The 26,950-nt window shown below is 71.7% G+C and carries 21 protein-coding genes and 1 tRNA gene; 3 read left to right on the forward strand and 19 right to left on the reverse strand.

What is annotated here, in order from left to right; translation table 11 throughout:
* Nucleotides 1–71: 71 nt before the first annotated feature.
* The 15 genes from pcaG to RF647_RS17000 all read right to left on the reverse strand — a co-directional run bounded on the left by pcaG (nucleotide 72) and on the right by RF647_RS17000 (nucleotide 20,029).
* The gene (pcaG, locus tag RF647_RS16930) at nucleotides 72–647 is read right to left on the reverse strand and encodes a protocatechuate 3,4-dioxygenase subunit alpha (protein WP_368812733.1); all 576 of its coding nucleotides are present in this window, start codon (nucleotides 645–647) and stop codon (nucleotides 72–74) included.
* Nucleotides 640–1,461 (reverse strand): protocatechuate 3,4-dioxygenase subunit beta, encoded by an 822-nt coding sequence (gene pcaH / locus RF647_RS16935; RefSeq protein WP_368812734.1) that lies wholly within the window; start codon nucleotides 1,459–1,461, stop codon nucleotides 640–642. The genes pcaG and pcaH overlap by 8 nt, the downstream gene beginning before the upstream one ends.
* 168 nt (nucleotides 1,462–1,629) lie before the next feature.
* A complete protein-coding gene (locus RF647_RS16940) occupies nucleotides 1,630–2,829 on the reverse strand; it encodes a 4-hydroxybenzoate 3-monooxygenase (protein WP_368812735.1) in 1,200 nt (399 codons plus the stop codon).
* Between the two features lie 134 nt (nucleotides 2,830–2,963).
* On the reverse strand, nucleotides 2,964–3,728 hold the full coding sequence (locus tag RF647_RS16945; protein WP_368812736.1) for an IclR family transcriptional regulator: 765 nt from the start codon (nucleotides 3,726–3,728) through the stop codon (nucleotides 2,964–2,966).
* A gap of 149 nt (nucleotides 3,729–3,877) precedes the next feature.
* A complete protein-coding gene (locus tag RF647_RS16950) occupies nucleotides 3,878–7,762 on the reverse strand; it encodes a DNA-directed RNA polymerase subunit beta' (RefSeq protein ID WP_368812737.1) in 3,885 nt (1,294 codons plus the stop codon).
* Nucleotides 7,763–7,823: 61 nt separating this feature from the next.
* A complete protein-coding gene (gene rpoB, locus RF647_RS16955) occupies nucleotides 7,824–11,333 on the reverse strand; it encodes a DNA-directed RNA polymerase subunit beta (RefSeq protein ID WP_368812738.1) in 3,510 nt (1,169 codons plus the stop codon).
* A 276-nt stretch (nucleotides 11,334–11,609) separates the two neighbouring features.
* Nucleotides 11,610–14,438: an aminomethyl-transferring glycine dehydrogenase gene (gene gcvP, locus RF647_RS16960; protein ID WP_368812739.1), complete on the reverse strand. Its 2,829-nt coding sequence runs from the start codon at nucleotides 14,436–14,438 to the stop codon at nucleotides 11,610–11,612.
* Nucleotides 14,439–14,636: 198 nt separating this feature from the next.
* On the reverse strand, nucleotides 14,637–15,020 hold the full coding sequence (rplL, locus tag RF647_RS16965; protein ID WP_017833276.1) for a 50S ribosomal protein L7/L12: 384 nt from the start codon (nucleotides 15,018–15,020) through the stop codon (nucleotides 14,637–14,639).
* A gap of 98 nt (nucleotides 15,021–15,118) precedes the next feature.
* Nucleotides 15,119–15,643, reverse strand: coding sequence for a 50S ribosomal protein L10 (rplJ, locus tag RF647_RS16970; RefSeq protein ID WP_058872511.1), 525 nt, complete (start codon nucleotides 15,641–15,643; stop codon nucleotides 15,119–15,121).
* Between the two features lie 299 nt (nucleotides 15,644–15,942).
* A complete protein-coding gene (locus RF647_RS16975) occupies nucleotides 15,943–17,094 on the reverse strand; it encodes a GNAT family N-acetyltransferase (RefSeq protein WP_368812740.1) in 1,152 nt (383 codons plus the stop codon).
* A gap of 145 nt (nucleotides 17,095–17,239) precedes the next feature.
* A complete protein-coding gene (rplA, locus tag RF647_RS16980) occupies nucleotides 17,240–17,947 on the reverse strand; it encodes a 50S ribosomal protein L1 (protein WP_017833273.1) in 708 nt (235 codons plus the stop codon).
* An 89-nt stretch (nucleotides 17,948–18,036) separates the two neighbouring features.
* Nucleotides 18,037–18,468 (reverse strand): 50S ribosomal protein L11, encoded by a 432-nt coding sequence (gene rplK, locus RF647_RS16985; RefSeq protein WP_017833272.1) that lies wholly within the window; start codon nucleotides 18,466–18,468, stop codon nucleotides 18,037–18,039.
* A gap of 146 nt (nucleotides 18,469–18,614) precedes the next feature.
* Nucleotides 18,615–19,490: a transcription termination/antitermination protein NusG gene (nusG, locus tag RF647_RS16990; protein WP_368812741.1), complete on the reverse strand. Its 876-nt coding sequence runs from the start codon at nucleotides 19,488–19,490 to the stop codon at nucleotides 18,615–18,617.
* A gap of 84 nt (nucleotides 19,491–19,574) precedes the next feature.
* Nucleotides 19,575–19,847, reverse strand: coding sequence for a preprotein translocase subunit SecE (gene secE / locus RF647_RS16995; protein WP_017833270.1), 273 nt, complete (start codon nucleotides 19,845–19,847; stop codon nucleotides 19,575–19,577).
* 109 nt (nucleotides 19,848–19,956) lie between these two features.
* Nucleotides 19,957–20,029, reverse strand: a tRNA-Trp gene (locus RF647_RS17000).
* 283 nt (nucleotides 20,030–20,312) lie between these two features.
* On the opposite strand from RF647_RS17000, the gene RF647_RS17005 reads away from it, so the two are divergent.
* Together RF647_RS17005 and RF647_RS17010 are read left to right on the forward strand one after the other, a co-directional pair.
* Nucleotides 20,313–21,518, forward strand: coding sequence for a pyridoxal phosphate-dependent aminotransferase (locus RF647_RS17005; RefSeq protein WP_368812742.1), 1,206 nt, complete (start codon nucleotides 20,313–20,315; stop codon nucleotides 21,516–21,518).
* A complete protein-coding gene (locus RF647_RS17010) occupies nucleotides 21,515–21,862 on the forward strand; it encodes a hypothetical protein (protein WP_368812743.1) in 348 nt (115 codons plus the stop codon). The genes RF647_RS17005 and RF647_RS17010 overlap by 4 nt, the downstream gene beginning before the upstream one ends.
* Before the next feature lie 84 nt (nucleotides 21,863–21,946).
* Here RF647_RS17010 and ppk2 read toward each other — a convergent pair whose 3' ends face one another.
* Nucleotides 21,947–22,858, reverse strand: a complete 912-nt coding sequence (gene ppk2, locus RF647_RS17015; RefSeq protein ID WP_368812744.1) for a polyphosphate kinase 2 — start codon at nucleotides 22,856–22,858, stop codon at nucleotides 21,947–21,949.
* Between the two features lie 190 nt (nucleotides 22,859–23,048).
* Between ppk2 and RF647_RS17020 the strand changes: the two genes are divergently transcribed.
* On the forward strand, nucleotides 23,049–24,080 hold the full coding sequence (locus RF647_RS17020; RefSeq protein ID WP_017834233.1) for a 6-phosphofructokinase: 1,032 nt from the start codon (nucleotides 23,049–23,051) through the stop codon (nucleotides 24,078–24,080).
* A gap of 168 nt (nucleotides 24,081–24,248) precedes the next feature.
* Here RF647_RS17020 and RF647_RS17025 read toward each other — a convergent pair whose 3' ends face one another.
* The 3 genes from RF647_RS17025 to RF647_RS17035 form a co-directional block, all read right to left on the reverse strand.
* Nucleotides 24,249–25,337, reverse strand: a complete 1,089-nt coding sequence (locus RF647_RS17025) for a folate-binding protein YgfZ (RefSeq protein WP_368812745.1) — start codon at nucleotides 25,335–25,337, stop codon at nucleotides 24,249–24,251.
* A gap of 5 nt (nucleotides 25,338–25,342) precedes the next feature.
* Nucleotides 25,343–25,942, reverse strand: coding sequence for an FABP family protein (locus RF647_RS17030; protein WP_368812746.1), 600 nt, complete (start codon nucleotides 25,940–25,942; stop codon nucleotides 25,343–25,345).
* A gap of 116 nt (nucleotides 25,943–26,058) precedes the next feature.
* The gene (locus RF647_RS17035) at nucleotides 26,059–26,664 is read right to left on the reverse strand and encodes a hypothetical protein (RefSeq protein WP_251355408.1); all 606 of its coding nucleotides are present in this window, start codon (nucleotides 26,662–26,664) and stop codon (nucleotides 26,059–26,061) included.
* Nucleotides 26,665–26,950: the final 286 nt, after the last annotated feature.

The raw sequence follows: 26,950 nt of genomic DNA on the forward strand, positions 1-26,950 counted from the left end.
CGTCGGGTCGTCCGTGGCGGGGTGGTGCCGTGCGGGGGGCCCGGGGCGTCCGGGGCCCCCGCACGGAGCGGTCACGCCTCGAGGTTCGGGTAGGTGAGGAAGACGGTCTCGCCCTCGCCCTGGAGCCGGAGGTCGAAGCGCAGGGAGCCGTCGGCCTCCCGCTCGGCGACCAGGGTGCGGCGGCGGTCCTCGGGCAGGGAGCGCAGCAGCGGGTCGTTCGCGAGGGCCTCGGTGTCCTCCGGCAGGTAGATGCGGGTGAACAGCCGGTTCGTCACGCCCCGGGCGAAGACGGTCAGCGTGATGAACGGCGCCTTGCCGGGCTCGGTCGGCCCCGGGTCCACGGTGGTGAAGGTGTAGTGGCCCTCGTTGTCGACGGACGCGCGGCCGAAACCGGTGAAGGTGTAGCCGTCGCGCACGAGCGAGCCGGTCGCGGTGGGCACGTCGCCGTTGCCGTCGGCCTGCCAGATCTCGAGCATGGCGTCCGGCACGAGGTCGCCGTCGCCGTCGGTCACCGTGCCGTGCAGGCGCACCGCCTGCGGGTGCCCGAGCGGGACCAGCAGCTCGCCCTTGTCGTAGGGCAGCGCGTAGCCGAAGAACGGCCCGATGGTCTGGCCGGGGGTGGCCGGGAGTGCGGGGGTCTCAGACATTGGAGTCGCCTTCCGTCCAGGTGCGGTTCGAGCCGCTGAGCACGATGTCCCAGGTGTAGCCGAGCAGCCACTCGTGCTCGGACGCGCCGTGATCGTAGTCGGCCACGAGCCGGCGGCGGGCCTCGGGGTCCACGATGGACTGGAAGATCGGGTCCAGCGCGAACAGCGGGTCCGAGGGGAAGTACATCTGGGTGATCATCCGCTGGGTGAAGTCCGTGCCGAACAGGGAGAAGTGCACGTGCGCGGGCCGCCAGGCGTTGTGGTGGTTCTTCCAGGGGTACGGCCCGGGCTTGATGGTGACGAACTCGTAGGAGCCGTCGTCGCCGGTCAGGCAGCGCCCCACGCCGGTGAAGTTCGGGTCGATGGGAGCCGGGTGCTGGTCCCGCTTGTGGATGTACCGCCCGGCCGCGTTGGCCTGCCAGATCTCCACGAGCTGGCGGCGCACGGGCCGGCCGTCGCCGTCGAGGACCCGGCCGCGGATCTTGATCCGCTCGCCGATGGGCTCCCCGCCCGACTGGATGGTCAGGTCCGACTCGAGCCGGTGCACGTCCCTCTCGCCGAAGGCGGGGGCGTGCAGCTCGATGGTCTCCGGGTCCGCGTGGTGCAGATCCTTGGTGGGGTGCCGCAGGATCGAGCTGCGGTAGGGCGCGTAGTCCAGCCGCGGCTGCGTCTCGGTGCGGCCGGACGCGCTGTAGTCGGCGCTGATGCCGGCCATCTCGCGGTCGAGGTCGGCCTGCGTGTCCGCCGCGTCGTCGGGGCCCTTCGGGGTGAGGTGCACGAAGGACTCCTCCGGCCCCTGGTCCTGGTCGGTCATGGTTCAGCTCCTTTGTTGCGAGGTGGCTGCCGCACCGGCGGGCGCGGTGGTCGGCGCGTCCGCGGCGAACTCTCCGAGGCTAGCGCATCCGGTGCAGCATTCGCACATGTGTTCACTGTGCGAACTTATTGTGGGGTCACAGTGGGAAGGCCCCGGCGGGGCCGGGGGTCAGCGGTCGTCGGGCCAGCCGGTGTAGGACTCCGCGAAGTAGGCGGCGCCGCGCTCGGAGCCGGTGATCGCCTTGAACTCGCCGCGCCGGCGCTTCTGGTTGAAGGGGTTCTCCCCCGGCTGGGTGTGCATGAGGTGGGTGGCCCAGTAGGAGAAGTTCTGCGCCTTCCACACCCGCTCCAGCGCCGTGGCCGAGTACCCGGCCAGCCCGGTGCCGTCGCCCGAGCGGAAGAACTCGACGATCGCCGGGGCGAGCACGCGGACGTCGCAGAACGCGAGGTTCAGGCCCTTGGCGCCGGTCGGGGGGACGGTGTGGCCGGCGTCGCCGACGAGGAACAGGTTGCCGTGGCGCAGGGGCTCGCAGACGTAGGAGCGGAACTTCAGCACGGTCTTGTCGAAGATGGGGCCCTCCTGTAGCCGGAGCCCGTCAGGGCCCTCGACCCGGCGCTGGAGCTCGGCCCAGATCCGCTCGTCGTCCCAGTCGTCGACGTCCTCCTCGGGGTCGCACTGGAAGTACATCCGCTGGACCGTCCCGCTGCGCTGGGAGATGAGGGCGAAGCCGTGCTCGGAGTTCGAGTAGATGAGCTCCGGGGCGCTCGGCGGGGCCTCGGCGAGGATGCCGAACCAGGCGAAGGGGTACTCGATGAAGTTGTCGGTGCGCTCCTGCTCCGGGATGGCGCGGCGGCAGATGCTCTGCGACCCGTCGGCGCCCACGAGGATGTCGCAGCGGATCTCGAAGTCCTCGCCCGCGGCGTCGGTGAAGCGGATGCCGGGCCGGTCGGTGGTCAGGTCGACCACCTCGGTGTCCGTGACGGACCAGCGGACGTCGCCGCCGTCGCGCTCCCGGGCGTCGGCCAGGTCCAGGAACACCTCGTTCTGCGGGTAGAGCCACACGGACTCGCCGACGAGCTCCTTGAAGTCGATCCGGTGGCTCTCCCCCTCGAAGCGCAGCACGGTGCCCTCGTGCTCGTGGCCCTCCGTGAGCACCCGCCCGTCGACGCCGGAGTCGGTCAGCATCCGCACCGTGGGCGCCTCGAGGATGCCCGCCCGGTGGGTGGTGTGGATGGTGTCCTTGTCGCGCCTCTCGACCACGATGCTGTCGATGCCGGCGCGGCCGAGCAGGTGGGCCAGCATCAGCCCGGCCGGGCCGCCGCCCACGATGCCGACCTGCGTGCTGAGAACGGTGCGCTGTGCGCTCATGAGTGCTCCTGGTGATACGACGGGAATCGTGTCCAGTGTCTCAGCGGCCTGTGGGCGGCACCACAGTCGTCCCGTTGAACGGGATGCGGGGGCGACGGGCGCGGTGTGCCCGGGAGCCGGTGCCGCGGCCCGTCTCAGCGCGGGGCGTCCCGCAGGGTCCGGCGGATGCCGTGCGCCGCCGTGTGCAGCGCCTGGACGATCGCCCCGGCCCGCGCGGCCGGGTCGCCCGCCGGGGTGATGACGCCCAGGCCCGCCACCACTTGGTCGCCGCGCCCCCGCATGGGGACGGCGATGCCCGCCGTGCCGGCCTCGAGATAGCCGGTCTGCAGGGCGTGGCCCGCGCCGCGGATCCGCTCGAGCTCCGCGGCCAGCACCGCGGGGTCGGTCGGCGAGAGCTCGGTGAACGCGGTGAGGGGCCCCTGCAGGTACTCCTCCTGGTAGTCCTGGGGGGCGTGCGCCAGCAGCACGAGGCCCGTGGCCGACAGGTGCAGGGGCAGCCGGCCGGCCACCTCCGACCGGACGGGCACCGCCCGGGGGTGGGAGAGCCGTTCCACGAGCAGGACCTCGCGGCCCTCCACGATGCCGAGCTGCACGTGCTGGCGCAGCACCGCGTGGATGTCGCCCATGAAGGGGCGGGCGGCGCGCGCCAGGCCGAGCTCGCGCGAGGAGCGGTTGACCAGCTCCCACAGCCGGGTGCCGACCACGTAGTGCCCGCCCTCCACCCGCTCGAGCCAGCCCTGGCGGGCCATGTCCCGGGCGAGCCGGTGCGCGGTGGCGGTGGGCAGCCCGGTGAGGGCCGCGATCCGGCCCCCGGTCAGCCGGGAGTCCTCCGCCGTGAACGCCGCGAGGATCCGGTCCGCCCGCTCGAGCACGGACTCCCCGGTGGGTGAGTTCGCCATGGTGACTCCTGGGGCTCCTTCCTGGTCCGCGGCCCAGCCCCGTGGCCGGCCGCGGGACGGGGGCAGCCCCGCCCCGGAAGACGCTTCTTCCGGAACGGGGCTGCCGTGGTGACCACAAGGGTGATCACGTCCTGCGCGGGACGCCGACCTCAGTTGGAGCCGAAGTCGTAGTCCTCCAGCGGGATCGCCTGGAACTCGGCGGGCGAGGAGTTCTCCTCCGCGTAGCTGAAGTCCGAGAACGAGCCCGGCTCCGTGAACAGCGAGGCCTTCGCCTCTTCCGTCGGCTCCACGTCGATGTTGTTGTACCGCGCGAGCCCGGTGCCGGCCGGGATCAGCTTGCCGATGATCACGTTCTCCTTGAGGCCCACCAGCGGGTCGGACTTGCCCTCCATGGCCGCCTGCGTGAGCACGCGGGTGGTCTCCTGGAAGGACGCGGCCGACAGCCACGAGTCGGTGGCCAGCGAGGCCTTGGTGATGCCCATCAGCTCCGGACGGCCGGCGGCCGGCCGGCTGCTCTCGGCCACGGCCTTGCGGTTGGCCTCCAGGAAGCGCACGTTCTCGACGAGCTCGCCCGGCAGCAGGTCCGTCTCGCCCGACTCGATGATCGTCACGCGGCGCAGCATCTGCCGCACGATGACCTCGACGTGCTTGTCGTGGATGCCCACGCCCTGGGAGCGGTACACGCGCTGCACCTCGTCCACGAGGTGCTTCTGCGCCTGCCGCGGACCGCGGATGCGCAGCACCTCCTTGGGGTCGACGGCGCCCGAGACCAGCTGCTGGCCGACCTCGACGTGGTCGCCCTCGGTCACGAGCAGCTTGGCGCGGCGCAGCACCGGGTACCCGATCGCCTCGTCGCCGTTGTCCGGGGTCACGACGAGCTTCAGGGCCTTCTCGGTGTCCTCGATGCTGACCCGCCCGGCGACCTCCGAGATCGGCGCGACGCCCTTGGGCGTGCGGGCCTCGAAGAGCTCCTGGATACGGGGCAGACCCTGGGTGATGTCGCCGTCCGAGGACGCCACACCACCGGTGTGGAAGGTGCGCATCGTGAGCTGCGTGCCCGGCTCGCCGATGGACTGCGCGGCGATGATGCCGACGGCCTCGCCGATGTCCACCAGCTGGTTGGACGCCAGCGAGCGGCCGTAGCAGGCCGCGCAGACGCCCACCGCGGACTCGCAGGTCAGCACGGAGCGCACGCGCACCGTGTCGGCCCCGCCCGCGAACAGGGCGCTGATGAGCCCGTCGGAGAGGTCCGTGCCGGCCTCGGCTAGGATCTCGCCGTTGGCGTCCACGACGTCCACCGCGAGCACCCGGCCGTGCACGGTGTTCTCGATGTCCTCGTGCAGCACCCGGGACCCGCCCTCCTGCACGTCGGCGAGCGGCAGGTTCAGGCCGCGCTCCGTCATGCAGTCCGCCTCCCGCACGATGACGTCCTGGGAGACGTCGACGAGACGACGGGTCAGGTAGCCCGAGTTCGCCGTGCGCAGAGCGGTGTCGGCCAGGCCCTTGCGGGCGCCGTGGGTCGCGATGAAGTACTCCAGCACGGACAGGCCCTCGCGGTACGAGGACTTGATCGGGCGGGGCATGATCTCGCCCTTGGGGTTGGACACGAGCCCACGGATGCCGGCGATCTGGCGGACCTGCATCCAGTTGCCTCGGGCGCCGGAGGACACCATGCGGTTGATGGTGTTCAGCGGGGACAGGTTCGCCTGCATGGCCTGGGCGACCTCGTCCGTGGCCTTGGTCCAGATGTCGATGAGCTCCGAGCGGCGCTCGTCGTCGTCGATCAGACCGCGGTCGTACTGGCCCTGGATCTTCGCGGCCTGCGCCTCGTAGCCCTCCATGATGGCGGGCTTCTCCGGCGGGGTCGCGATGTCCGAGATCGCCACGGTCACGCCCGAGCGGGCCGCCCAGTGGAACCCGGCGTCCTTGAGCTCGTCCAGCGTGTGCGCCACGGTGACCATCGGGTACCGCTCCGCGAGGTCGTTGACCAGCGCGGAGAGGTGCTTCTTGTCCGCGACGGCCTCGTCCCAGGGGTAGTCCTCGGGCAGCGTCTCGTTGAACAGCACGCGGCCCAGCGTGGTCTGCACCAGCACCGGCTGACCCGGCTCCCAGCCCTCGGGGGCCTCCCAGCCCTCGAACGGCACGAAGTCGTCCAGCTCGATCCGGCACAGCGCGTTGAGGTGCAGCCGGCCGGCGTCGTGGGCCATGATCGCCTCGGCCACGGAGGAGAACGAGCGGCCCTCCCCCTCCTCGCCCTCGCGGACGGTGGTGAGGTGGTACAGCCCGATGATCATGTCCTGCGAGGGCAGGGCGATCGGCTTGCCATCCGAGGGCTTCAGGATGTTGTTCGAGGACAGCATCAGGATGCGCGCCTCGGCCTGGGCCTCCGGGGACAGGGGCAGGTGCACGGCCATCTGGTCGCCGTCGAAGTCGGCGTTGAACGCGCCGCACACGAGCGGGTGGAGCTGGATGGCCTTGCCCTCGACGAGCTGCGGCTCGAACGCCTGGATGCCCAGACGGTGCAGGGTGGGGGCACGGTTGAGCAGCACCGGGTGCTCGGTGATGACCTCCTCGAGCACGTCCCACACCTGGGGGCGGTAGCGCTCGACCATGCGCTTGGCCGACTTGATGTTCTGCGCGTGGTTGAGGTCCACGAGCCGCTTCATCACGAACGGCTTGAACAGCTCCAGCGCCATCTGCTTGGGCAGACCGCACTGGTGCAGCTTCAGCTGCGGGCCGACCACGATGACCGAGCGGCCGGAGTAGTCGACGCGCTTGCCGAGCAGGTTCTGCCGGAACCGGCCCTGCTTGCCCTTGAGCATGTCGGACAGCGACTTCAGCGCACGGTTGCCCGGCCCGGTGACCGGGCGGCCGCGGCGGCCGTTGTCGAACAGCGAGTCCACGGCCTCCTGCAACATCCGCTTCTCGTTGTTGACGATGATCTCCGGGGCGCCCAGGTCCAGCAGGCGCTTGAGCCGGTTGTTGCGGTTGATCACGCGCCGGTAGAGGTCGTTGAGGTCCGACGTGGCGAAGCGGCCGCCGTCGAGCTGGACCATCGGGCGCAGTTCCGGCGGGATCACCGGGACGGCGTCCAGGACCATGCCCAGCGGGGAGTTGTCCGTGGTCAGGAACGCGTTGACGACCTTTAGCCGCTTCAGGGCGCGGGTCTTGCGCTGGCCCTTGCCGGTGGCGATGGTCTCCCGCAGGGACTCGGCCTCCGCCTCGAGGTCGAAGGTCTCGAGGCGCCTCTTGATCGCCTCGGCGCCCATCGAGCCCTCGAAGTACATGCCGTAGCGGTCCACCATGACGCGGTAGAGCGCCTCGTCACCCTCGAGGTCGTTGACCTTGAGGTTCTTGAAGCGGTCCCAGACCTGCTCGAGGCGATCGATCTCCAGGTTGGCGCGCTTGCGCACGTTGGCCATCTGGCGGTCGGCGGAGTCGCGGAGCTTGCGCTTCTCCGCGGCCTTGCCGCCCTCCTCCTCGACCCGGCCGAGCTCGGTCTCGAGGTCGCGGGCGATCGCGGCGATGTCGGAGTCGCGGGTGGACTCCATCTGCGCCTTCTCCCGGTCCACGGCGGCCTGCAGGTTCGGCAGGTCGTCGTGGCGGGCGTCCTCGTCCACCGACGTGATCATGTACGCCGCGAAGTAGATGACCTTCTCCAGGTCCTTCGGGGCGAGGTCCAGCAGGTAGCCGAGCCGCGAGGGCACGCCCTTGAAGTACCAGATGTGGGTCACGGGAGCGGCGAGCTCGATGTGGCCCATGCGCTCACGGCGCACCTTGGCCCGGGTGACCTCCACGCCGCAGCGCTCGCAGATGATGCCCTTGTAGCGCACGCGCTTGTACTTGCCGCAGTAGCACTCCCAGTCCCGGGTGGGACCGAAGATCTTCTCGCAGAACAGGCCGTCCTTCTCGGGCTTGAGCGTGCGGTAGTTGATGGTCTCCGGCTTCTTGACCTCGCCGTAGGACCAGGTCCGGATGTCCTCCGCGGTCGCAAGACCGATCCGCATGAGGCCTAGTGAAGATTCGTTGGACATGAGGGTCCTTTATCTCTTTCTCTGGAAAAGTTGACGTCTCGTCGGGGTGGACCGAGCGGGATCAGACCTCTTCGACCGAGCTGGGCTCGGAGTGCGAGAGATCGATGCCCAGTTCCTCGGCCGCCCGGAAGACCTCGTCATCCGAATCGCGCATCTCGATGGTGTTGCCGTCCGCCGAGAGCACCTCGACGTTCAGGCACAGCGACTGCATCTCCTTGATGAGGACCTTGAAGGACTCGGGGACACCCGGCTCGGGGATGTTCTCGCCCTTCACGATGGCCTCGTAGACCTTCACGCGCCCGTGCACGTCGTCGGACTTGACCGTCAGCAGCTCCTGCAGCGTGTAGGCGGCGCCGTACGCCTCGAGCGCCCAGACCTCCATCTCGCCGAAGCGCTGGCCGCCGAACTGCGCCTTACCGCCCAGCGGCTGCTGGGTGATCATGGAGTACGGGCCGGTGGAGCGCGCGTGGATCTTGTCGTCCACGAGGTGGTGCAGCTTCAGGATGTACTGGTAGCCGACCGACACCGGGTCCGGGAACGGCTCGCCGGAGCGACCGTCGAACAGCCGGGCCTTGCCGGACCGGTCGATCAGCCGCACGCCGTCGCGCGTCGGGTTGGTGTGGTCGAGGAGGTCGAAGATCTCCTCCTCGCGCGCGCCGTCGAACACCGGGGTGGCCACGTTCGTGGGGCCGGACTGCTTCGGGAAGTTCGGCAGCCGGTCGAGCCACTCGGGGTCGCCCTCGATGTTCCAGCCCTGCTTCGCGAGCCAGCCGGTGTGCACCTCGAGGACCTGCCCCAGGTTCATGCGGCCGGGCACGCCCAGCGGGTTGAGGATGATGTCCACGGGGGTCCCGTCCTCGAGGAACGGCATGTCCTCCAGGGGCAGGATCTTCGAGATGACGCCCTTGTTGCCGTGGCGGCCGGCGAGCTTGTCGCCGTCCGTGATCTTGCGCTTCTGCGCCACGTACACCCGGACCACCTGGTTGACGCCCGCGGGCAGGTCGTCGTCCTCGTCGTCGCGGTCGAAGACGCGCACGCCGATGACGGTGCCGGACTCGCCGTGGGGCACCTTCAGGGACGTGTCGCGCACCTCGCGGGACTTCTCGCCGAAGATCGCCCGCAGCAGGCGCTCCTCCGGGGTCAGCTCGGTCTCGCCCTTCGGGGTGACCTTGCCCACGAGGATGTCGCCGGCCTGGACCTCCGCGCCGATGTGGATGATGCCGCGCTCGTCGAGGGCGGACAGCACCTCCTCGGACACGTTCGGGATGTCCCGGGTGATCTCCTCGGCGCCCAGCTTCGTGTCGCGGGCGTCGATCTCGTGCTCCTCGATGTGGATCGAGGTGAGCACGTCCTCCGAGACCATGCGCTGGGAGAGGATGATCGCGTCCTCGTAGTTGAGGCCCTCCCAGGACATGTAGGCGACCAGCAGGTTCTTGCCCAGGGCCAGCTCGCCCTGGTCCGTGGAGGGGCCGTCGGCGATGACCGAGCGCTCCTCGACGCGATCGCCCTCGGAGACGATGACGCGCTGGTTGTAGGTGTTGCCCGGGTTGGAGCGCGTGAACTTGTTGATCGGGTAGACCGTGGTCGTCCCGTCGTCGTTGAGCACGCGCACGAGGTTCGCCGAGACCTCCTCGACCACGCCGGCCTTGCGGGCCAGCACGGAGTCCCCGGCGTCCAGGGCCGCGTAACGCTCCATGCCGGTGCCCACGAGCGGGGCCTCGGACTCGAGCAGCGGCACGGCCTGGCGCTGCATGTTGGCGCCCATGAGCGCGCGGTTGGCGTCGTCGTGCTCCAGGTACGGGATGAGCGCGGTCGCCACGGACACCATCTGGCGCGGGGAGACGTCCATGAACTGCACGGCGGTCGGGTCGACCAGCACGGCCTCGCCCGAGCCGTCGGCGGCGCGCGCGAGGACGGCGTCCTCGGCGAACCGGTTGTCCGCGCCCAGCGGGGCGTTGGCCTGGGCGATCGTCACGCCGCGCTCGTCGTCGGCGGTGAGGTACTCGACCTCGTCGGTGACGAGGCCGTCGACGACCTTGCGGTACGGGGTCTCGATGAAGCCGAAGGGGTTGATCCGCCCGTAGGTCGCCAGCGAGCCGATGAGGCCGATGTTGGAGCCCTCGGGGGTCTCGATCGGGCACATCCGGCCGTAGTGCGACGGGTGGACGTCACGGACCTCCATGCCGGCCCGGTCGCGGGAGAGACCGCCCGGGCCGAGCGCGGACAGGCGGCGCTTGTGGGTCAGGCCCGCGAGCGGGTTGTTCTGGTCCATGAACTGCGACAGCTGCGAGGTGCCGAAGAACTCCTTGATCGCCGCCACGACGGGACGGATGTTGATCAGGGTCTGCGGGGTGATCGCCTCGACGTCCTGGGTGGTCATGCGCTCGCGCACCACGCGCTCCATGCGGGACAGGCCCGTGCGGATCTGGTTCTCGATCAGCTCGCCCACGGCCCGGATGCGGCGGTTGCCGAAGTGGTCGATGTCGTCGACGTCCACGACGACCTCGCGGGGCTCGCCGTCGCGCACGCCCTTCATGGTGCCGCCGCCGGCGTGCAGGGTGACGAGGTAGCGGATCATCGCGACGATGTCGTCGACCGACAGCACGGAGGCGTCCTCGTCCTCGAACGCCTTGTCGAGGCCCAGCTTCCGGTTGATCTTGTACCGGCCGACCTTCGCGAGGTCGTAGCGCTTGGAGTTGAAGTACATGTTGTCGAGCAGCGCCTGCGCGGCGTCGACCGTGGGCGGCTCCCCCGGGCGCAGCTTGCGGTAGATGTCCAGCAGCGCGTCCTCGCGGGACTCGACGGTGTCCTTCTCGAGGGTCGCCCGGATGGAGTCGAACTCCCCGAACTCCTCGAGGATGCGGGACTCGCTCCAGCCGAGGGCCTTGAGCAGCACGGTGACCGACTGCTTGCGCTTGCGGTCGAGACGCACGCCGACCTGGTCGCGCTTGTCAATCTCGAGCTCGAACCAGGCGCCGCGCGAGGGGATGATCTTCGCGGAGTAGATGTCCTTGTCCGAGGTGCGGTCCTGGCCGCGCTCGAAGTAGGCGCCCGGCGAGCGGACGAGCTGGGACACGACGACACGCTCGGTGCCGTTGATGACGAAGGTGCCCTTCTCGGTCATCAGCGGGAAGTCGCCCATGAACACGGTCTGCTGCTTGATCTCGCCCGTGTTGTTGTTCATGAACTCGGCCTTGACGTACAGGGGCGCCGAGTACGTGGCGTCCCGGTCCTTGCACTCGTCCATGGTGTACTTCGGGTCGTAGAACTCCGGCTCCGAGAAGGACAGGGACATGGTGCCCTGGAAGTCCTCGATCGGGGAGATCTCCTCGAAGATGTCGGACAGGCCGGAGGTGCGGGCGATGCCCTGCTCCCCGGTCTCGATGGCCTGCTGGACGCGGGCCTGCCACCGCTCGTTGCCCACGAGACGGTCGAAGCTGTCCGTCTGGAGGGCCAGCAGGTTCGGCACGTCCAGCGGTTCATGGATCTTGGCGAAGGAGATGCGGCGCGGGATGTTCCCGTCGGCCGGTCGGTTAGCGGTTACGTTCGAATCGGTGCTCGAGGCGACCAAGATGGATTCCTTCCACAGACCTGCAGTTGAATCGCGCAGTACCCGATCGGGTGTACGGGTGTGCGAGGGCCAGCGGACTCGAGATGCTGGTTCGCTCCCCGGGGGCGCCCACCGCTATATGAAGGCACGCAGAATGAGGGACAACGCAAAGATCCAGCATAGACGCGAAGTGCGGCCCTGTCCACACGACCGGTGGACGCGGGCGTCCACCGGTCGTAGGATGGAAAATTTCGTGCTCCGGGTCTCACTGCCCCCGGGGGCGCCGGGCCCGGCGGGTCAGCCCGCGGCCGCGAACGCCTCGACCGGCGGGCAGCTGCAGACGAGGTTGCGGTCCCCGGCGGCGTTCTCCACCCGGCCCACGGGCGGCCAGTACTTGGCCCGGCGCAGCTCGGGCAGCGGGTAGGCGGCCCGGGACCGGGGGTAGGCCCGGTCCCACTCGTCGGCCGTGAGCACCTCCGCGGTGTGCGGCGCGTGGCGCAGGACCGAGTCCTCGAGCGCGACCTCGCCGTCGGCCACGGCGGTCATCTCCGCGTGGATCGCGCGCATCGCGGCCACGAACCGGTCGAGCTCCGCGAGGTTCTCGGACTCCGTGGGCTCCACCATGAGCGTGCCCGCCACCGGGAACGCGAGGGTGGGGGCGTGGAAGCCGTAGTCGACGAGCCGCTTGCAGACGTCCTCCGCGGTCACCCCGGAGGCCTTCGTGAGCGCGCGCAGGTCGAGGATGCACTCGTGGGCCACGAACCCGCCGGGTCCCGTGTAGAGGGTCGGGAAGACGTCGGCCAGCCGGGCGGAGACGTAGTTCGCGCTGAGGATCGCGGTGCGCGACGACGCGGTGAGCCCCTCCGCGCCGGTCATGGCGATGTACATCCAGGAGATCGGCAGCACCCCGGCCGACCCGTGGCGGGCCTGGGACACGGGGAAGGAGTCCTCCCCGCCGTCCGCGGCCGCGGGGTCCCCGGGCAGGAACGGCACGAGGTGCTCCGCCACGGCCACGGGCCCCACGCCGGGCCCCCCGCCGCCGTGCGGGATGCAGAAGGTCTTGTGCAGGTTCAGGTGGGAGACGTCCCCGCCGAAGCGGCCCGGCCGGGCGAGGCCCATGAGGGCGTTGAGGTTGGCGCCGTCCACGTAGACCTGGCCCCCCGCCGCGTGCACGGCCTCGCACACGGCCGTGATCTGCTCCTCGAACACGCCGTGCGTCGAGGGGTAGGTGACCATGATGCCCGCCAGCTCCTCCTCCGCGCTCCCGATCTTCGCGGCGAGGTCCTCGAGGTCCACGGAGCCGTCCCCGGCGGTGGCCACGACCACCACCTTCAGGTCCGCGAGCACCGCGGAGGCGGCGTTGGTGCCGTGGGCCGAGGACGGGATGAGGACGGTGGTGCGCTGCCGGTCGCCCCGGGAGAGGTGGTAGCGGCGGATCGCGAGGAGCCCGGCGAGCTCGCCCTGGGAGCCGGCGTTGGGCTGGACGGAGACCGCGGCGTAGCCGGTGATCTCCGTGAGCCAGGACTCGAGCTGGGCGATGAGCTCGCGCCAGCCGAGGGTCTGGTCCTCGGGGGCGAGCGGGTGGATCGAGGCGAACTCGGGCCAGCTGATGGGCTCCATCTCCGCGGCGGCGTTGAGCTTCATGGTGCAGGAGCCGAGCGGGATCATGGTCCGGTCGAGGGCCAGGTCCTTGTCCGCGAGGGAGCGCAGCCAGCGCATCATCGCGGTCTCGGAGCGGTGCAGCGTGAACACGGGGTGGGTCAGGTAGGAGTCGGTGCGCAGCAGCTCGGCGGGCAGGTCCCAGCCCCCGCCCGCGTCGTCCGTGGCCGCGGCGCCGAAGGCCGCGAGCACGGCGTCGACGTCGCGCTCGTCGTGGGGCTCCCCCACCGACACGGAGACGTGGTCCGCGCCGGCCCGGCGGACGTTGATCCCGCGCTCCGCGGCGGCGGCCACGACGGCGTCGGCGCGGCCGGGGACCTCGGCGAGCACGGTGTCGAAGAATGGGTCGTGGACCACGCGCACGCCCGCCGCGGTCAGCCCGGTGGCCAGGCGGGCGGCCAGCCCGTGCACGCGCTCGGCGATGGCGCGGAGCCCGTCCGCGCCGTGGTAGGCGGCGTAGGCGCCGGCCACGATGGCCAGCAGCGCCTGGGCGGTGCAGATGTTCGAGGTGGCCTTCTCGCGGCGGATGTGCTGCTCGCGGGTCTGCAGGGCCAGCCGGTAGGCGGGCCGGCCGGAGGAGTCGGTGGAGACGCCCACCAGGCGGCCGGGCAGGTTCCGCTCGAGGCCCTTGCGACAGGCGAGGAACGCCGCGTGGGGCCCGCCGAAGAACAGGGGCACCCCGAAGCGCTGGGCCGAGCCCACGGCGATGTCCGCGCCCTGCTCCCCCGGGGAGCGCAGCAGGGTCAGGGCCAGCAGGTCGGTGGCCACGGCCACGAGCGCCCCCCGCGCGTGCGCCTCCTCGGCGCGCTCGGCGAGGGGGACGACCTCGCCGTCGACGCCCACCTGGGTCAGGACCACCCCGAAGAGCTCGCCCTCGGGCAGCCCCTCGGCGAGGTCGGCGACGACCAGCTCGATGCCCACGGCCCGGCAGCGCCCGCGCAGCACGGCGAGGGTCTGCGGGAGCGTCCGGGCGTCGACGACGACGCGCCGGCTCGTGGCCTTCCGGTTGGCGCGGCGCATCATGAGCACGGCCTCGGCCACCGCGGTGGCCTCGTCCAGGAGGGAGGCGTTCGCCAGGTCCAGGCCGGTGAGGTCCATGACGGCGTTCTGGAACGTGAGCAGGGCTTCGAGGCGGCCCTGCGAGATCTCGGGCTGGTAGGGGGTGTAGGAGGTGTACCACGCGGGGTTCTCGAGGATGTTGCGGCGCAGCGCGGGCGGGGTCACGGTGTCCGCGTAGCCCTGCCCGATCATCTGGGTCATCACCCGGTTCTTCGCCGCGACCCGGCGCAGGGCCGCGAGGGCCTCGTGCTCGGACATCGGGGCGGGCAGGCCCAGCGGCTCGGAGGAGGCGATGGTCGCGGGGACGGCGCGGGCGACGAGCTCGTCGAGGTCGGCCGCGCCGACGGTCTCGAGCATGATCGCGGTCTCGGCGGCGTCCGGGCCGAGGTGGCGTGGCAGGAAGGACAAGGTGAGCTCCTCGTGGTCCGAGGCCCGGTGGGGCCCGTCCGCCCTCCCCCGCCCGGACTCTCCCGCTGCGCGTGGGCGGCCGATGTGGTCGTGCCCCCAGTCTCCCACAGACCGTCCGGGCCCGGCACGGCACGAGGCCCCGGACGCCGTGCGTCCGGGGCCTCGCAGGAGCGTCCGGGAGGGGACGCGTCCGGGGTCCTACTTGAGGGTGACGGTGGCGCCGGCGCCCTCGAGGGCCTCCTTGGCCTTGTCCGCGGCCTCCTTGGTGGCGCCCTCGAGGACGGCCTTGGGGGCCGAGTCCACGAGGTCCTTGGCCTCCTTGAGGCCGAGGGAGGTCAGCGCGCGGACCTCCTTGATGACCTGGATCTTCTTCTCGCCGGCGGCCTCGAGGACGACGTCGAACTCGGTCTGCTCCTCGGCCTCCTCGGCGGCGGCGGCCGGAGCGGCGGCACCGGCGACGGCCACGGGGGCGGCGGCGGTGACGTCGAAGGTCTCCTCGAAGGCCTTCACGAACTCGGAGAGCTCGATGAGGGAGAGCTCCTTGAACGCGTCGATCAGTTCAGCGGTGGTGAGCTTGGCCATGGTTGTGGCTCCTTTTCGATGGTGTGCCCCGGCCGGGTTCGTCGGCGCGGGACGGTCTGGTTCCGTGGTGAGAATGTGCCTCGCGGCGGGGATGCTGGTCAGGCGTCCTGCTCCTCGACCTTGGCGCGCAGCGCCTCGGCCGTGCGGACGGTCTTCGACAGCGGCGCCTGGAACAGCGCCGCGGCCTGGGACAGGGACGCCTGCGCGGCACCGGCCACCTTGGCCAGCAGCACCTCGCGGGACTCGAGGTCCGCGAGCTGCTTGATCTCCGCGTCGCTCAGGGCCTTGCCCTCGAGGTAACCGCCCTTGACGACGAGCTGCGGGTTCGCCTTGGCGAAGTCACGCAGGCTCTTGGCGGCCTCGACGGGGTCCCCCGAGATGAAGGCGATCGCGCTCGGGCCGGCGAGCTGGCCGTCGAACGCGTCGATCCCCAGCTCTTTGGCCGCGATCGCGGTCAGCGTGTTCTTCACCACGGCGTATTCGGCGTTCTCACCGAGCGAGCGGCGCAGCTCCTTGAGCTGGGCCACGGTGAGGCCGCGGTACTCAGTCAGGACAGCGGCGTCCGAGTTGGAGAACATCTCCTTCAACTCGGCGACCGCGGCTGCCTTTTCCGGGTTCGCCATGGTACTCCTTCCGGTCTTCGATGCCGGTCGCTGCCGCAAGGGCCCAGGCACAGAAAAAGCCCCGCGCAGATGCCCGGGGCTCGGCGTCGCACCCCGTGCAGGACGGGACGTGCTCGCTGTGCTGGTTCACCTGCGCTGGCGGTTCCTGGAGGAACTCTTACGGCTGTCCTCCCGCACTGCGCACTCCGAAACGGGGCGCACGGGGCAGGGGGACCACGACCGGCGGTCTTTGGTGTCTCCCAGGCTACCGGAGGCCCCCGCCGCGGCCAAATCGGCTCCGGGACGGCCCCGGACCCGGCTCAGGCGGAGGGGAAGTCGCGGGCCCAGACGCCGCTGCGCCCGGCCACGCGGAAGCCCAGACGGGCGTTGACCCGGCTCATCCGGTCGTCGCCGCTGTGGCTCCAGGAGTAGACGGTGCGCACGCTCGGGGCCAGCCGCTCGAGCTGCTGCAGGTTGGCCAGCTTCAGCCGGGTGGCGAGCCACCGGCGGCGGTGCTCGCGCAGGACCACGGTCTCGTCCTGCATCCCGATCGGCGGCTCCTCCCCCGCCAGGACGATCTCGGTCATCCCGACGAGGCGTCCGGTGGGCTCGTGCTCGGCGACGGCCACGAGCGACAGGTTGCCCGCCTCGGCGCGCAGGTGCTCGGTCCGCCGCACGCGCTCGGCGTCCCAGGGCTCGGGCTCGGCGGCGGCCACGGGGGCCAGGAACGAGTCGGTCGCCATGCGCGAGTGCAGGGCGGCGAGCTCGTCGAGCCGGTCCTCGGGGGCCGGGCCGCTCCAGACGTGGATCCGGTACGGCTCCTGCGCCGGCGAGGCCGCGACCTCGTCCAGCAGGGCCGCGACGCGCTCGGGCGGCAGGGGGACGTCCAGCACCCCGAAGTCGCTGACCGACTCGAGCCGGTAGCCGGCGCTGAGGGCGAAGCGGGTCTGCCGGTTGGACACGGGCAGCCGGCCCGAGCCGTCGGCGGCGTCCACCCACTCGACCATCCCAGGCGTGACCAGCGGGAAGACCCCGGTGACGCTGCCGTCGCCCTGGATCTCCTCGGGCCCCGGGTGCTCGGTCTGGATCCGCAGATGCCGGCGGGACTCGCCCACGGCGAGCTGCTCGGCGGCGGCCAGCAACTCGCTGCCGGTGCCCTGGGAGGTGACGTCGGGGTCCACGTCGACGGTGATGTGGGCGGAGTCGGTGAGCGTGACCAGGGGCATCCGCACCTCGGCCCGTCCCGCGAGCCGGTCCCCGGCCCACGCCAGCAGGACGACCACGCGCTCGAAGGGGTCCAGCAGGTCCCGGTAGAGCTCCTGGGCGTCACCGGTGAGGTCCGAGATCCCCCACACGTGCTGCCGGGACCGGCGCACGAGCTCCGCGACGCGCCCCAGCAGCTCCTGCGCGGCGTCGTCGAACTCGTCGGGGATGCGCATCTGCTCGATGCGCACTGGGGGGTGCTCGCTCACGTGGGGGGTCTCCGTTCCGTGGGCGCCGGCGGACGCCCGCCGGCTGCTGGGTCGTGGGAGGGGTGGTCCCGTCGGACGGGAAGGGGCCCGGCCGCATCGGCCGGGCCCCCACCCGTCGGAGCCCCGCGGGCTCCGGTGCACGGCGTCAGGCGCCGACGACGACCTCGGTGGCGTTCGGGTCGACCGGGATGCCCGGCCCGAACGTGGTCGAGACGGTCGCCTTCGTGATGTAGCGGCCCTTCGACGCGGAGGGCTTCAGGCGCAGGATCTCCTCGAGGGCGGCGCCGTAGTTCTCCGCCAGCTTCTCGAGCTCGAAGGACGTCTTGCCCACGATGAAGTGCAGGTTCGAGTGCTTGTCGACGCGGAAGTCGATCTTGCCGCCCTTGATGTCGTTCACGGCCTTGGTCACGTCCATGGTGACGGTGCCGGTCTTGGGGTTCGGCATCAGGTTGCGGGGGCCGAGGACCTTGCCCAGCCGGCCGACCTTGCCCATCATGTCCGGGGTGGCCACGGCGGCGTCGAAGTCGGTCCAGCCGCCCTGGATGCGGGCGATCAGGTCGTCGGAGCCGACGTAGTCCGCTCCGGCCTCCTCCGCGGCGGCGGCCTTGTCGCCGGTCGCGAAGACGACGACGCGGGCGGTCTTGCCGGTGCCGTTGGGCAGGTTCACGGTGCCGCGGACCATCTGGTCGGCCTTGCGGGGGTCGACACCGAGGCGGAGGACGACCTCCACGGTGGAGTCGGTCTTCGCGGTGTCGAGCTCCTTGGCCAGGGCCACGGCCTCGGCCGGGGCGTACAGCGTGCCCGCGTCGATCTTGGCGGCGGCCGCCTGGTATGCCTTGCTGCGCTTTGCCATCTGCTTCTTCTCCTTGTGCAGTTGTGGTCTGCGGGCCGCGCTCGGCCCTGCCACGTCAATAACGGTGGGTGGTGATCAGCCGAGGCTGGTCACTCGACCTCGATGCCCATGGAGCGGGCGGTGCCGGCGATGATCTTCGCGGCGGCGTCGATGTCGTTGGCGTTGAGGTCTTCCTTCTTGGTCTCGGCGATCTCACGGACCTGGTCCATGCTGAGCTTGCCGACCTTCTGGGTGTGCGGGACACCCGAGCCCTTGGCGACGCCGGCGGCCTTCTTGATCAGCTGCGCGGCGGGCGGGGTCTTCGTGACGAAGGTGAACGAGCGGTCCTCGTAGACCGTGATCTCCACGGGCACGATGTTGCCGCGCTGGGACTCCGTGGCCGCGTTGTAGGCCTTGCAGAATTCCATGATGTTGACGCCGTGCTGACCGAGGGCCGGACCCACGGGAGGAGCCGGGTTGGCGGCGCCTGCCTGGATCTGCAGCTTGATCAGGCCGGAGACCTTCTTCTTCTTGGGAGCCATGTGCTGGTCCTTCTTCTGCTGGACGTACCGGCGCACAGGAGCGTACGACGGCGGGTGGCCGCCGTGGCGCGGCGGCCGGGCGGCCCGGCGGCGAAGCATGCACCGCGGGGCCGGGAACTGGGGCGGGCCGGAGCGGCCCGCGGGGCTCAGATCTTGGAGACCTGGTTGAAGCCGAGGGTGACGGGGGTCTCGCGCTCGAAGATCGACACGAGGACGACCAGCTGCTGGGACTCCACCTTGATCTCGGAGATCGTGGCGGGGAGGGTCTCGAAGGGGCCCTCCTTGACGATGACGGACTCGCCGACCTCGAAGTCGACGTCGATCTGCGGCTGCGCGCTGGGCTGGGCGGAGGACTCGGCCCCCGCGCCCTGCGGCGCCTCGAAGACCGGGTTGAGCATCTCGAAGACCTCGTCGAGGCGCAGCGGCACCGGGTTGTAGGCGTCCTGGCCGACGAAGCCGGTGACGCCCGGGGTGTGGCGGACCGCGCCCCAGGAGGCGTCGGTGAGGTTCATGCGCACCAGCACGTAGCCCGGGATCCGCACCCGGCGCACGATCTTGCGCTGAGCGTTCTTGATCTCGACGACCTCCTCCATCGGCACCTCGATCTGGAAGATGTCGTCCTCCATGTTGAGGGACTGGATGCGGGTCTCGAGGTTCGTCTTCACGCGGTTCTCGTAGCCGGCGTAGGTGTGGATGACGTACCAGTCACCCTCCTGGCGGCGCAGCTTCGACTTGAACTCCTCGACGGGGTCCACGGCGGGCGCCTCGTCCTCGGCCGCGGGGGCCGCCTCGTCGGCCGGGGCCGCCGCCTCGAGCGGGGCCTCCTCGTCGGCGGGAGCCTCGTCGGCGGCGGGCGCGGCGGGAGCCTCGTCGGCGACCGGGGCCGCCGGGGCGTGCTCCGGGTCGTGGGCGGCCGCGAAGTCGTCCTCCTGCACGGAGGTCTCGGCCTCCGGCAGTTCCGGAGCCTGCTGGTCGACCTCGGCCGGTGCCTCGGTGCCGTTTTCGAGCTCGTGCTCGGTCACTGGATCTCCCTCAAAGTTCTTTCGTGGATGTCGTGTTCTGCTGGGTCACGGTGGCCGGCCGCGCCGGTCCGTGCGCCGCCCGGATCAGCCGGCGGCGTCCCCCTGCCCGAAGATCCACAGGGCTGCCTGGCCGAACGCCAGGTCCAGGACCGAGATGAGCACCATCATGAACGCGACGAACACGAGGACGACCAGGACGTAGTTGACCAGTTCGCGCCGGGTGGGGGTGACCACCTTCCGGAGCTCGCCGACGACCTGGCGCAGGAACAGGAACAGGCGCCCGAAGACGCCGCGGGGGCTCTCCGCACCCTGCTCCGGGGGCTGGCCCGACGCGCGGCCGGCGGTGGTCTGCGACATCGGCTCTCCCTGTGTGGACTCGTGCGTGCCGCGCAGTGCTGCCGGCCCGCCGTCGCCGCGGCGGCTCCCGGCACCCCGTGGGGGTGCCGGGGACCACCCCGGACTGGAGCAGGGCAGACAGGACTCGAACCTGCAACCTGCGGTTTTGGAGACCGCTGCGCTACCAATTGCGCCACTGCCCTACGTGCCTCGCGGCCTCGGCCGGCGTGGGGACGCCGGTCTCGATCGCTCGGACCCGGTCACCGACTCTACCATCCGGTCCCGCCGTGACGGCGCGGCCGAGCAGACGCCGATGACACCAGTCGTCCATCCTAGGCGACCCGGGCGGCGGGGTGCAATCCGGGCAGGCGCGGCCGCCGGGGCGCCGGGCCCGCGGTGCGGACGCCCGAGTAGCATGGGGGCGTCCGCACCGCCGTCCCCGCACCCGGCGGAGACCGCCCGTTCCCCTCCAGGAGGCCCCCGGTCATGACCACGTCCCGCATCTCCCGGCGCGTCGGCGCCATCGCAGAGTCCGCGACGCTCGCCGTGGACGCGAAGGCGAAGGCCCTCAAGGCCGCCGGCCGGCCCGTGATCGGCTTCGGCGCCGGGGAGCCCGACTTCCCGACCCCCCAGTACATCGTGGACGCCGCCGCGGCCGCCCTGCAGGACCCGGCGAACTTCCGGTACACGCCGGCCGCGGGCCTGCCCGAGCTGCGCAAGGCGGTGGCCGAGCAGACCTCCCGGGACGACGGCTACGCGGTGGAGCCCTCCCAGGTGCTCATCACCAACGGCGGCAAGCAGGCCGTGTTCCAGGCCTTCGCGACGGTCGTGGACGAGGGCGACGACGTCCTGCTGCCCGCCCCGTACTGGACCACCTACCCCGAGGCCATCAAGCTCGCCGGGGGCAACCCGGTCGAGGTCTTCGCCGGGCCGGAGCTCGGCTACAAGGTCACCCCCGAGCTGCTCGAGGCGGCGTGGACCGAGCGCACCAAGGCCCTGCTGTTCTGCTCGCCGTCAAACCCCACGGGCGCCGTGTACTCCCCCGAGGAGACCGCGGCCGTGGGCCGCTGGGCGGCGGAGAAGGGGATCTTCGTGCTGACCGACGAGATCTACCAGCACCTCACCTACGACGGCGTGCCGTTCACCTCGATCGCCGCCGCCGTGCCGGAGCTGGGCGAGAACGTGGTCGTCCTCAACGGCGTGGCCAAGACGTACGCGATGACCGGCTGGCGGGTGGGCTGGATGATCGGGGCCCCCGACGTCATCAAGGCGGCCACGAACCTGCAGTCCCACCTGACCTCCAACGTCAACAACGTGGCCCAGCGGGCCGCGCTGGCGGCCGTGTCCGGGCCGCTCGACGAGGCCCACCGGATGCGGGAGGCCTTCGACCGCCGCCGCCGGGCCATGGTCGAGGCCCTCAACGCCATCGACGGCGTGGAGTGCCCCACCCCGACCGGCGCGTTCTACGCCTACGCGGACGTGCGGGGCCTGCTCGGCCGGCGCTTCGGCGACGCGACGCCGCAGACCTCCGCCGAGCTGGCCGAGCTGATCCTGGAGCAGGCGGAGGTGGCCGTGGTGCCCGGCGAGGCGTTCGGCCCCTCCGGCTTCCTGCGCCTGTCCTACGCCCTCGGCGACGACGACCTCGCGGAGGGCCTGCGCCGGCTCCAGGAGTACCTGGGCGGCGCCGCGTGAGCGCCGCGACGGACGCCCGGGACACCGCCGTGGCCGCGGTGGAGCAGGTGCCCGCGGCGGCGCTCGTGAGCGCCGGGCTGATCGGCGGGTACGCCACCGCCCGGGCGACCGGCGTCCGCCCCCTGGGCGGGGCGGTGCTGGCCGCTGCCGGGGCGGCGGCCGCCCACACGTGGTGGCACCGCGGCGGGCCGGGCACCACCGCGGCGCTCGCCACGCTCTACGTCCTGGGCTTCGGGCTCTCCCACCCGCTGGCCCGGCGGATCGGGGCCTGGCCGTCGGTCCTGGCCGTGACCGCCGTCAACGCCGCCGCCAGCGCCGTCCTGGTGGACCGCCCCGGCCGCTGAGCCGCGACCGCCGCGCCCCGGCGCCGCCCGCCCCCGGAAGGGGACGGGCGGCGCCGTCGTCGTCCCGTGCCCCCGGGCCGCGCCTCAGTCGCCGACAGCCTCCAGGCCGCGGCGCACGATCAGCGGGTCGGGGGGATAGACCACGTCCGGGTCCTTGTCCTCGTAGTCGAACTGGTCCAGGAAGAAGCGCATCGCGTTGAGCCGGGCGCGCTTCTTGTCGTTGGACTTCACCGTGATCCACGGTGCGTGGTCGGTGTCCGTGCGCAGGAACATTTCCTCCTTCGCCTCGGTGTAGTCCTCCCACCGGTCCAGGGACGCCAGGTCCATGGGCGAGAGCTTCCACCGGCGCACGGGGTCGATCTGACGGATCGCGAACCGGGTGCGCTGCTCGTGCTGGGTCACGGAGAACCAGAACTTGGTGAGGTGGATGCCGGAGTCCACGAGCATCTTCTCGAAGACGGGCGCCTGGGCCATGAACTGTTCGTACTGCGGGTCCGTGCAGAAGCCCATGACGCGCTCGACGTTGGCGCGGTTGTACCAGGATCGGTCGAACATCACGATCTCCCCCGCCGTGGGCAGGTGCTGGATGTAGCGCTGGAAGTACCACTGGCCCCGCTCCCGGTCCGAGGGCTTCGTCAGGGCCACCACCCGGGCCGCGCGCGGGTTCAGGTGCTCGGTGAACCGCTTGATCGTGCCGCCCTTGCCGGCCGCGTCCCGGCCCTCGAACACGATGACGTGCTGGAGGTCGTGGTCCTGGCCCCAGTACTGGAACTTCAGCAGCTCGATCTGCAGCTGGTACTTCTCCAGCTCGTACTCCTCCCGCGACAGCCGCTCGCCGTACGGGTAGTCCTCCCGCCAGGTCTCCACGGCCGATCCCCCGGGATCGATGAGGTCCGGGTCCGGGGACTGCCCGTCCCGCACCGTGTACCCCTGGTCGACCAGCTTGTCGATGAACTCCCGCAGGTTCTCCCGGGCCGGTTCCTTGTCCGCGTTCAACGCCACCCCTCCTTCCGGGCCCGTCGGGGCCCCCTCCCCGGAAGTCTAGGCCGCGGGCGGGCGGCCGACGCCGGGGGCCACCACGGCCGGGCCCGGGCCCTGCCGCCCGGGCCCGGACTCACTAGACTGGGCGTGCCGGCGCACGTCCGGCCGCCACGCACGCCCCGCCCACCCGGAGGAGACTGTACGGATGAAGATCGGACTGCTGACCAGCGGCGGGGACTGCCCCGGACTCAACGCGGTGATCCGCGGCGCCGTGCTGCACGGGATCAAGACCTACGGCCACGAGTTCGTGGGCTTCCGCGACGGCTGGCGCGGGGTGCTCGAGGGCGACATCATGGACCTGCCCCGCACCCGGGTCCGCGGCCTCGCCCGGGAGGGCGGGACCATCCTCGGCACCTCCCGCACGAACCCCTACTCAGGGCCCGGGGGCGGGCCGGAGAACATCGGGGTGATGCTCGAGCGCCACGCGGTGGACGCGATCGTGGCCATCGGCGGGGAGGGCACCCTGGCCGGCGCCAAGCGCCTGGCCGACGCCGGGCTGCCCGTGGTGGGCGTGCCCAAGACCATCGACAACGACCTGCAGGCCACCGACTACACCTTCGGCTTCGACACGGCCGTGTCCATCGCCACCGACGCCATGGACCGGCTGCGCACCACCGGGGAGTCCCACCACCGGTGCATGGTGGCCGAGGTCATGGGCCGCCACGTCGGGTGGATCGCGCTGCACTCGGGAATGTCCGCCGGCGCCCACGCGGTGCTGATCCCGGAGCAGAAGGTCTCCATGGACCAGGTCTGCGCGTGGGTGCAGGAGGTCTACGACCGCGGCCGCTCCCCGCTGGTGGTCGTCGCGGAGGGGTTCATCCCCGAGGACCGGGAGGACGTGCTCGCCGGGAAGGGCACCGAGGCCGACGGCCGTCCGCGCCTGGGCGGGATCGGGGAGTACGTCACGCAGGAGATCGAGCGCCTCACCGGCATCGAAACCCGCAACACCACGCTCGGGCACATCCAGCGCGGGGGCGCCCCCACGGGCTTCGACCGCGTGCTCGCCACCCGGTTCGGGATGTCCGTGGTCGATCTCGTGCACGAAAAGCAGTGGGGGCGGATGGTCGCCATCCGCGGCACCGACATGGTCCGCGTCGACTTCGCCGAGGCCCTCGAGGGGCTCAAGACCGTTCCCCAGGACCGCTGGGACGAGGCCCGCGTCCTCTTCGGCCGCTGAGACGGGCGGCGGCCAGGCCCGCGGGTCCGCCCCGCCCGGGGCCCGGTCCTGCGCCGCTCCGGGCCCGGGGCGGACGTCAGTGACGGGAGTCCCGGCGAACGCCGAGGCCGGGGCGTGCGCCGCCGGGGTCCGGCGGAGCTCCGGGGCGCACCCCGGGGGCCGGCGAGGTCAGGGGCGGGGTCCGCGGAGGAAGCCCGTCTGCCGGCCGACCACCTGACCGGCGTTCGGCGGCACGACGACCTGCTGCGCCGCGGCCCACCGCTGCTCGCCGTCGGTGACGACGAGCTCGGCGGCGGGATCGACGGTGCGCTTGAGCACGGCCAGGGCGATGGGGCCCTGCTCGTGGTGGAGCTGCACGGAGGTGACGCGCCCCACCGTGCGCTCCCCCGCGACCACCTCGGCCCCGGCGGCGGGCAGCGTGTGCTCCGACCCGTCGAGGTCGAGCAGCACCAGCCGGCGGGGCGGGTGCCCGAGGTTGTGCACCCGTGCGACGGTCTCCTGGCCCTTGTAGCAGCCCTTGGCCAGGTGCACGGCGGTGCGCAGGAGGTCGAGCTCGTGCGGGATCGTCCGCTCGTCCGTCTCGGCGCCCAGGCGGGGGCGCCACGCGGCGATCCGCAGCGCCTCGGCGGCCCAGGCGCCGGCGAGCGGGAGGTCGAGGGTCAGGGCGTCGAGCTCGTCGCGGGGCACGAGGTGCTCCCACCAGGTGCGCTCCTCGCCGGGGTGGGGCCCCTCGAGGACGGCGTAGCTCCACCCGCCGGGGGCGACGTGGGGCCAGGGGTCCCGCCACACGACCGTGGCGGGCAGGCCGGGCACGGGGCCCGTGGCGCCGAGCACGGCCCACTGCCCGGTGCGGTCCTCGATCTCGACGCGCAGCGCGAAGCGCATGCCCTCGAGCCACGCCACCAGGGGCGCGGTCTCGTCGGCCTCGGTGATCAGCCAGGTGCTGGTGCCGTCGTCCACCACGTGCGGGGCGTGCTCGATCCGCCCCTGCACGGACAGGAAGAGGGTCTCAGTGCTGCGCCCGGGCTCGAGCCCGGTGAGCACCTGGGAGGAGAGGGTGGTGAGCCAGCTGAGCCGGTCGGGCCCCGTGACGGTCACGACGCCCTTGTGGGAGAGGTCCACCACGGTGCCGGGGGTGCGCACGAGGGAGCGCTGCTCGCGCAGCGGGTCGCCGTAGTGGGCGGCCACCCCGCGGTCCAGGCCCTCGGCCTCGACGGCGCCCGGCCGGTGGAGCAGGGGAGAACGGTGCTCGGTCACGGAACTCAGCCGATCTTCCGCAGCTGTGCGGAGGCGTGGGTGTTCAGGGGCTCGCCGAGGGCGGCCATGTCCCAGGCCCAGAACAGGTCGCCGTGGACCAGGCCGTACATGCGGGTCGAGGACCTGTACTCCTTGGCCCCGCGGGCGCGGATCACGGCGTCGGTGGCGAGATCGATCCGCGGGCCCTTGATCTGCCCCGCGTAGAGCTCGGCGACGCCGCCGGGGTGGGTCAGGGTCACGAGGACGTCGAAGCCGCCGTCCGCGTTGCGCATCCGCTCCACGTCCTCGGCGCCCTGGAGCACGGGCACGAGGTCCGGCGGAAGCATCCCGGGGCCCACGTCACCGTCCTCGAGGGTGCGGTCGAGCTGCCAGAAGCCCTGTTCCACGGTGGCCGGGCGCATCGGCTGCCCCTCGTCGTCGAGGAGCGTGGTCTGCGCCCGGTAGTCGAGGAACGGCAGCCCGTTCTGCTCGAAGGTCACGCGCTGCCGGAAAGGCCGCTGCTCGACCTCGCCGTAGCCCATGAAGCCGTCACCCTCCCAGGTGCCCAGCAGCCAGGCGAAGGGGACGAGCTCCGGCAGCAGATCCGAGGGGATCTCGATCGGCACGGGACTAGTGCTGTCCCTTGAACAGTCCGAGGACCACCTTCAGGGAGATCCCGGCGATGAACAGGCCCGAGATGCCGAGCAAGGCGAGGTAAAAGATTTCGAGTGCAAGCATGGCCCTAAACTACCACGGTGCTCACCAGCCGGGCAGTGAACACGGCCCCCACCCCGAGGAACGCCACGGGGGTCACGCCGAGGGCCACGACGCCCCGCTTGGGCGAGCTCTTCGGGGCCGCCGCGATGACGCGCCCGCCCACGAGGGCCACCAGCGCGGCCAGGACGGCGCCGACCACCACGAGCAGGGCGGGGTCCGGGCCCGTGGCCCGGTAGTCGCCGGCCAGGGCGATCCAGCCGGAGGAGCTGACCGCCGCCAGCACGCCCGCCGTGGAGGCGATCGCGGACTCGAGCCGGTGCTCGGCGCCCTCGCCGCGCACCAGCTCCGCCGCGAACACCGTCATGAGGGCCACGCCGACGACGGCGGGCAGCCACACGAGCTGCTGGCCGGGCAGGAACTGCACGAGCAGGGCCGCGACGACGCCGGCGGCGGTCATGATCACGTTGTGGCGGTGCCTCGCCGCGATGCCGGTGGCCGCCGGCCAGCCGAAGCCGATGACCACGGACATGCCCAGCGCCAGCACCAGCGGCGCGGGCCCGGCGACCGCGACCGCCACGAGGGCCGCCACCAGCCCGGCCACGCTGCACGCGGCGATCATGGCGTATCTCATGGTGATCGGGTTCCTGCACTGTCGGGGGTCGGGACCTGCGCCCGGGCGGACACGAGCAACGATAGCGGCTCGCCGCGGGGCGCGGGCGGAGCGCCGGGTCCGGGTGCAGCGCCGGGAACAGGGCCCGGCGCCGGGCGGGCACGGGCCGCGGGACGCTCCGGACCGGCGGGGTCGCAGAGCCGGTCGCCCGCCCGGACCTATACTGACAGCTCAGTCCGTACGCCAGAGTGGAGAAGCACGAGTGTTCCAGATCCTGATGCTGACCGACGCGGACGGACCTTCGGCA

Origin of the sequence: Kocuria sp. CPCC 205263 (assembly GCF_040981075.1) — a bacterium.
GTDB lineage: Bacteria > Actinomycetota > Actinomycetes > Actinomycetales > Micrococcaceae > Kocuria > Kocuria rosea.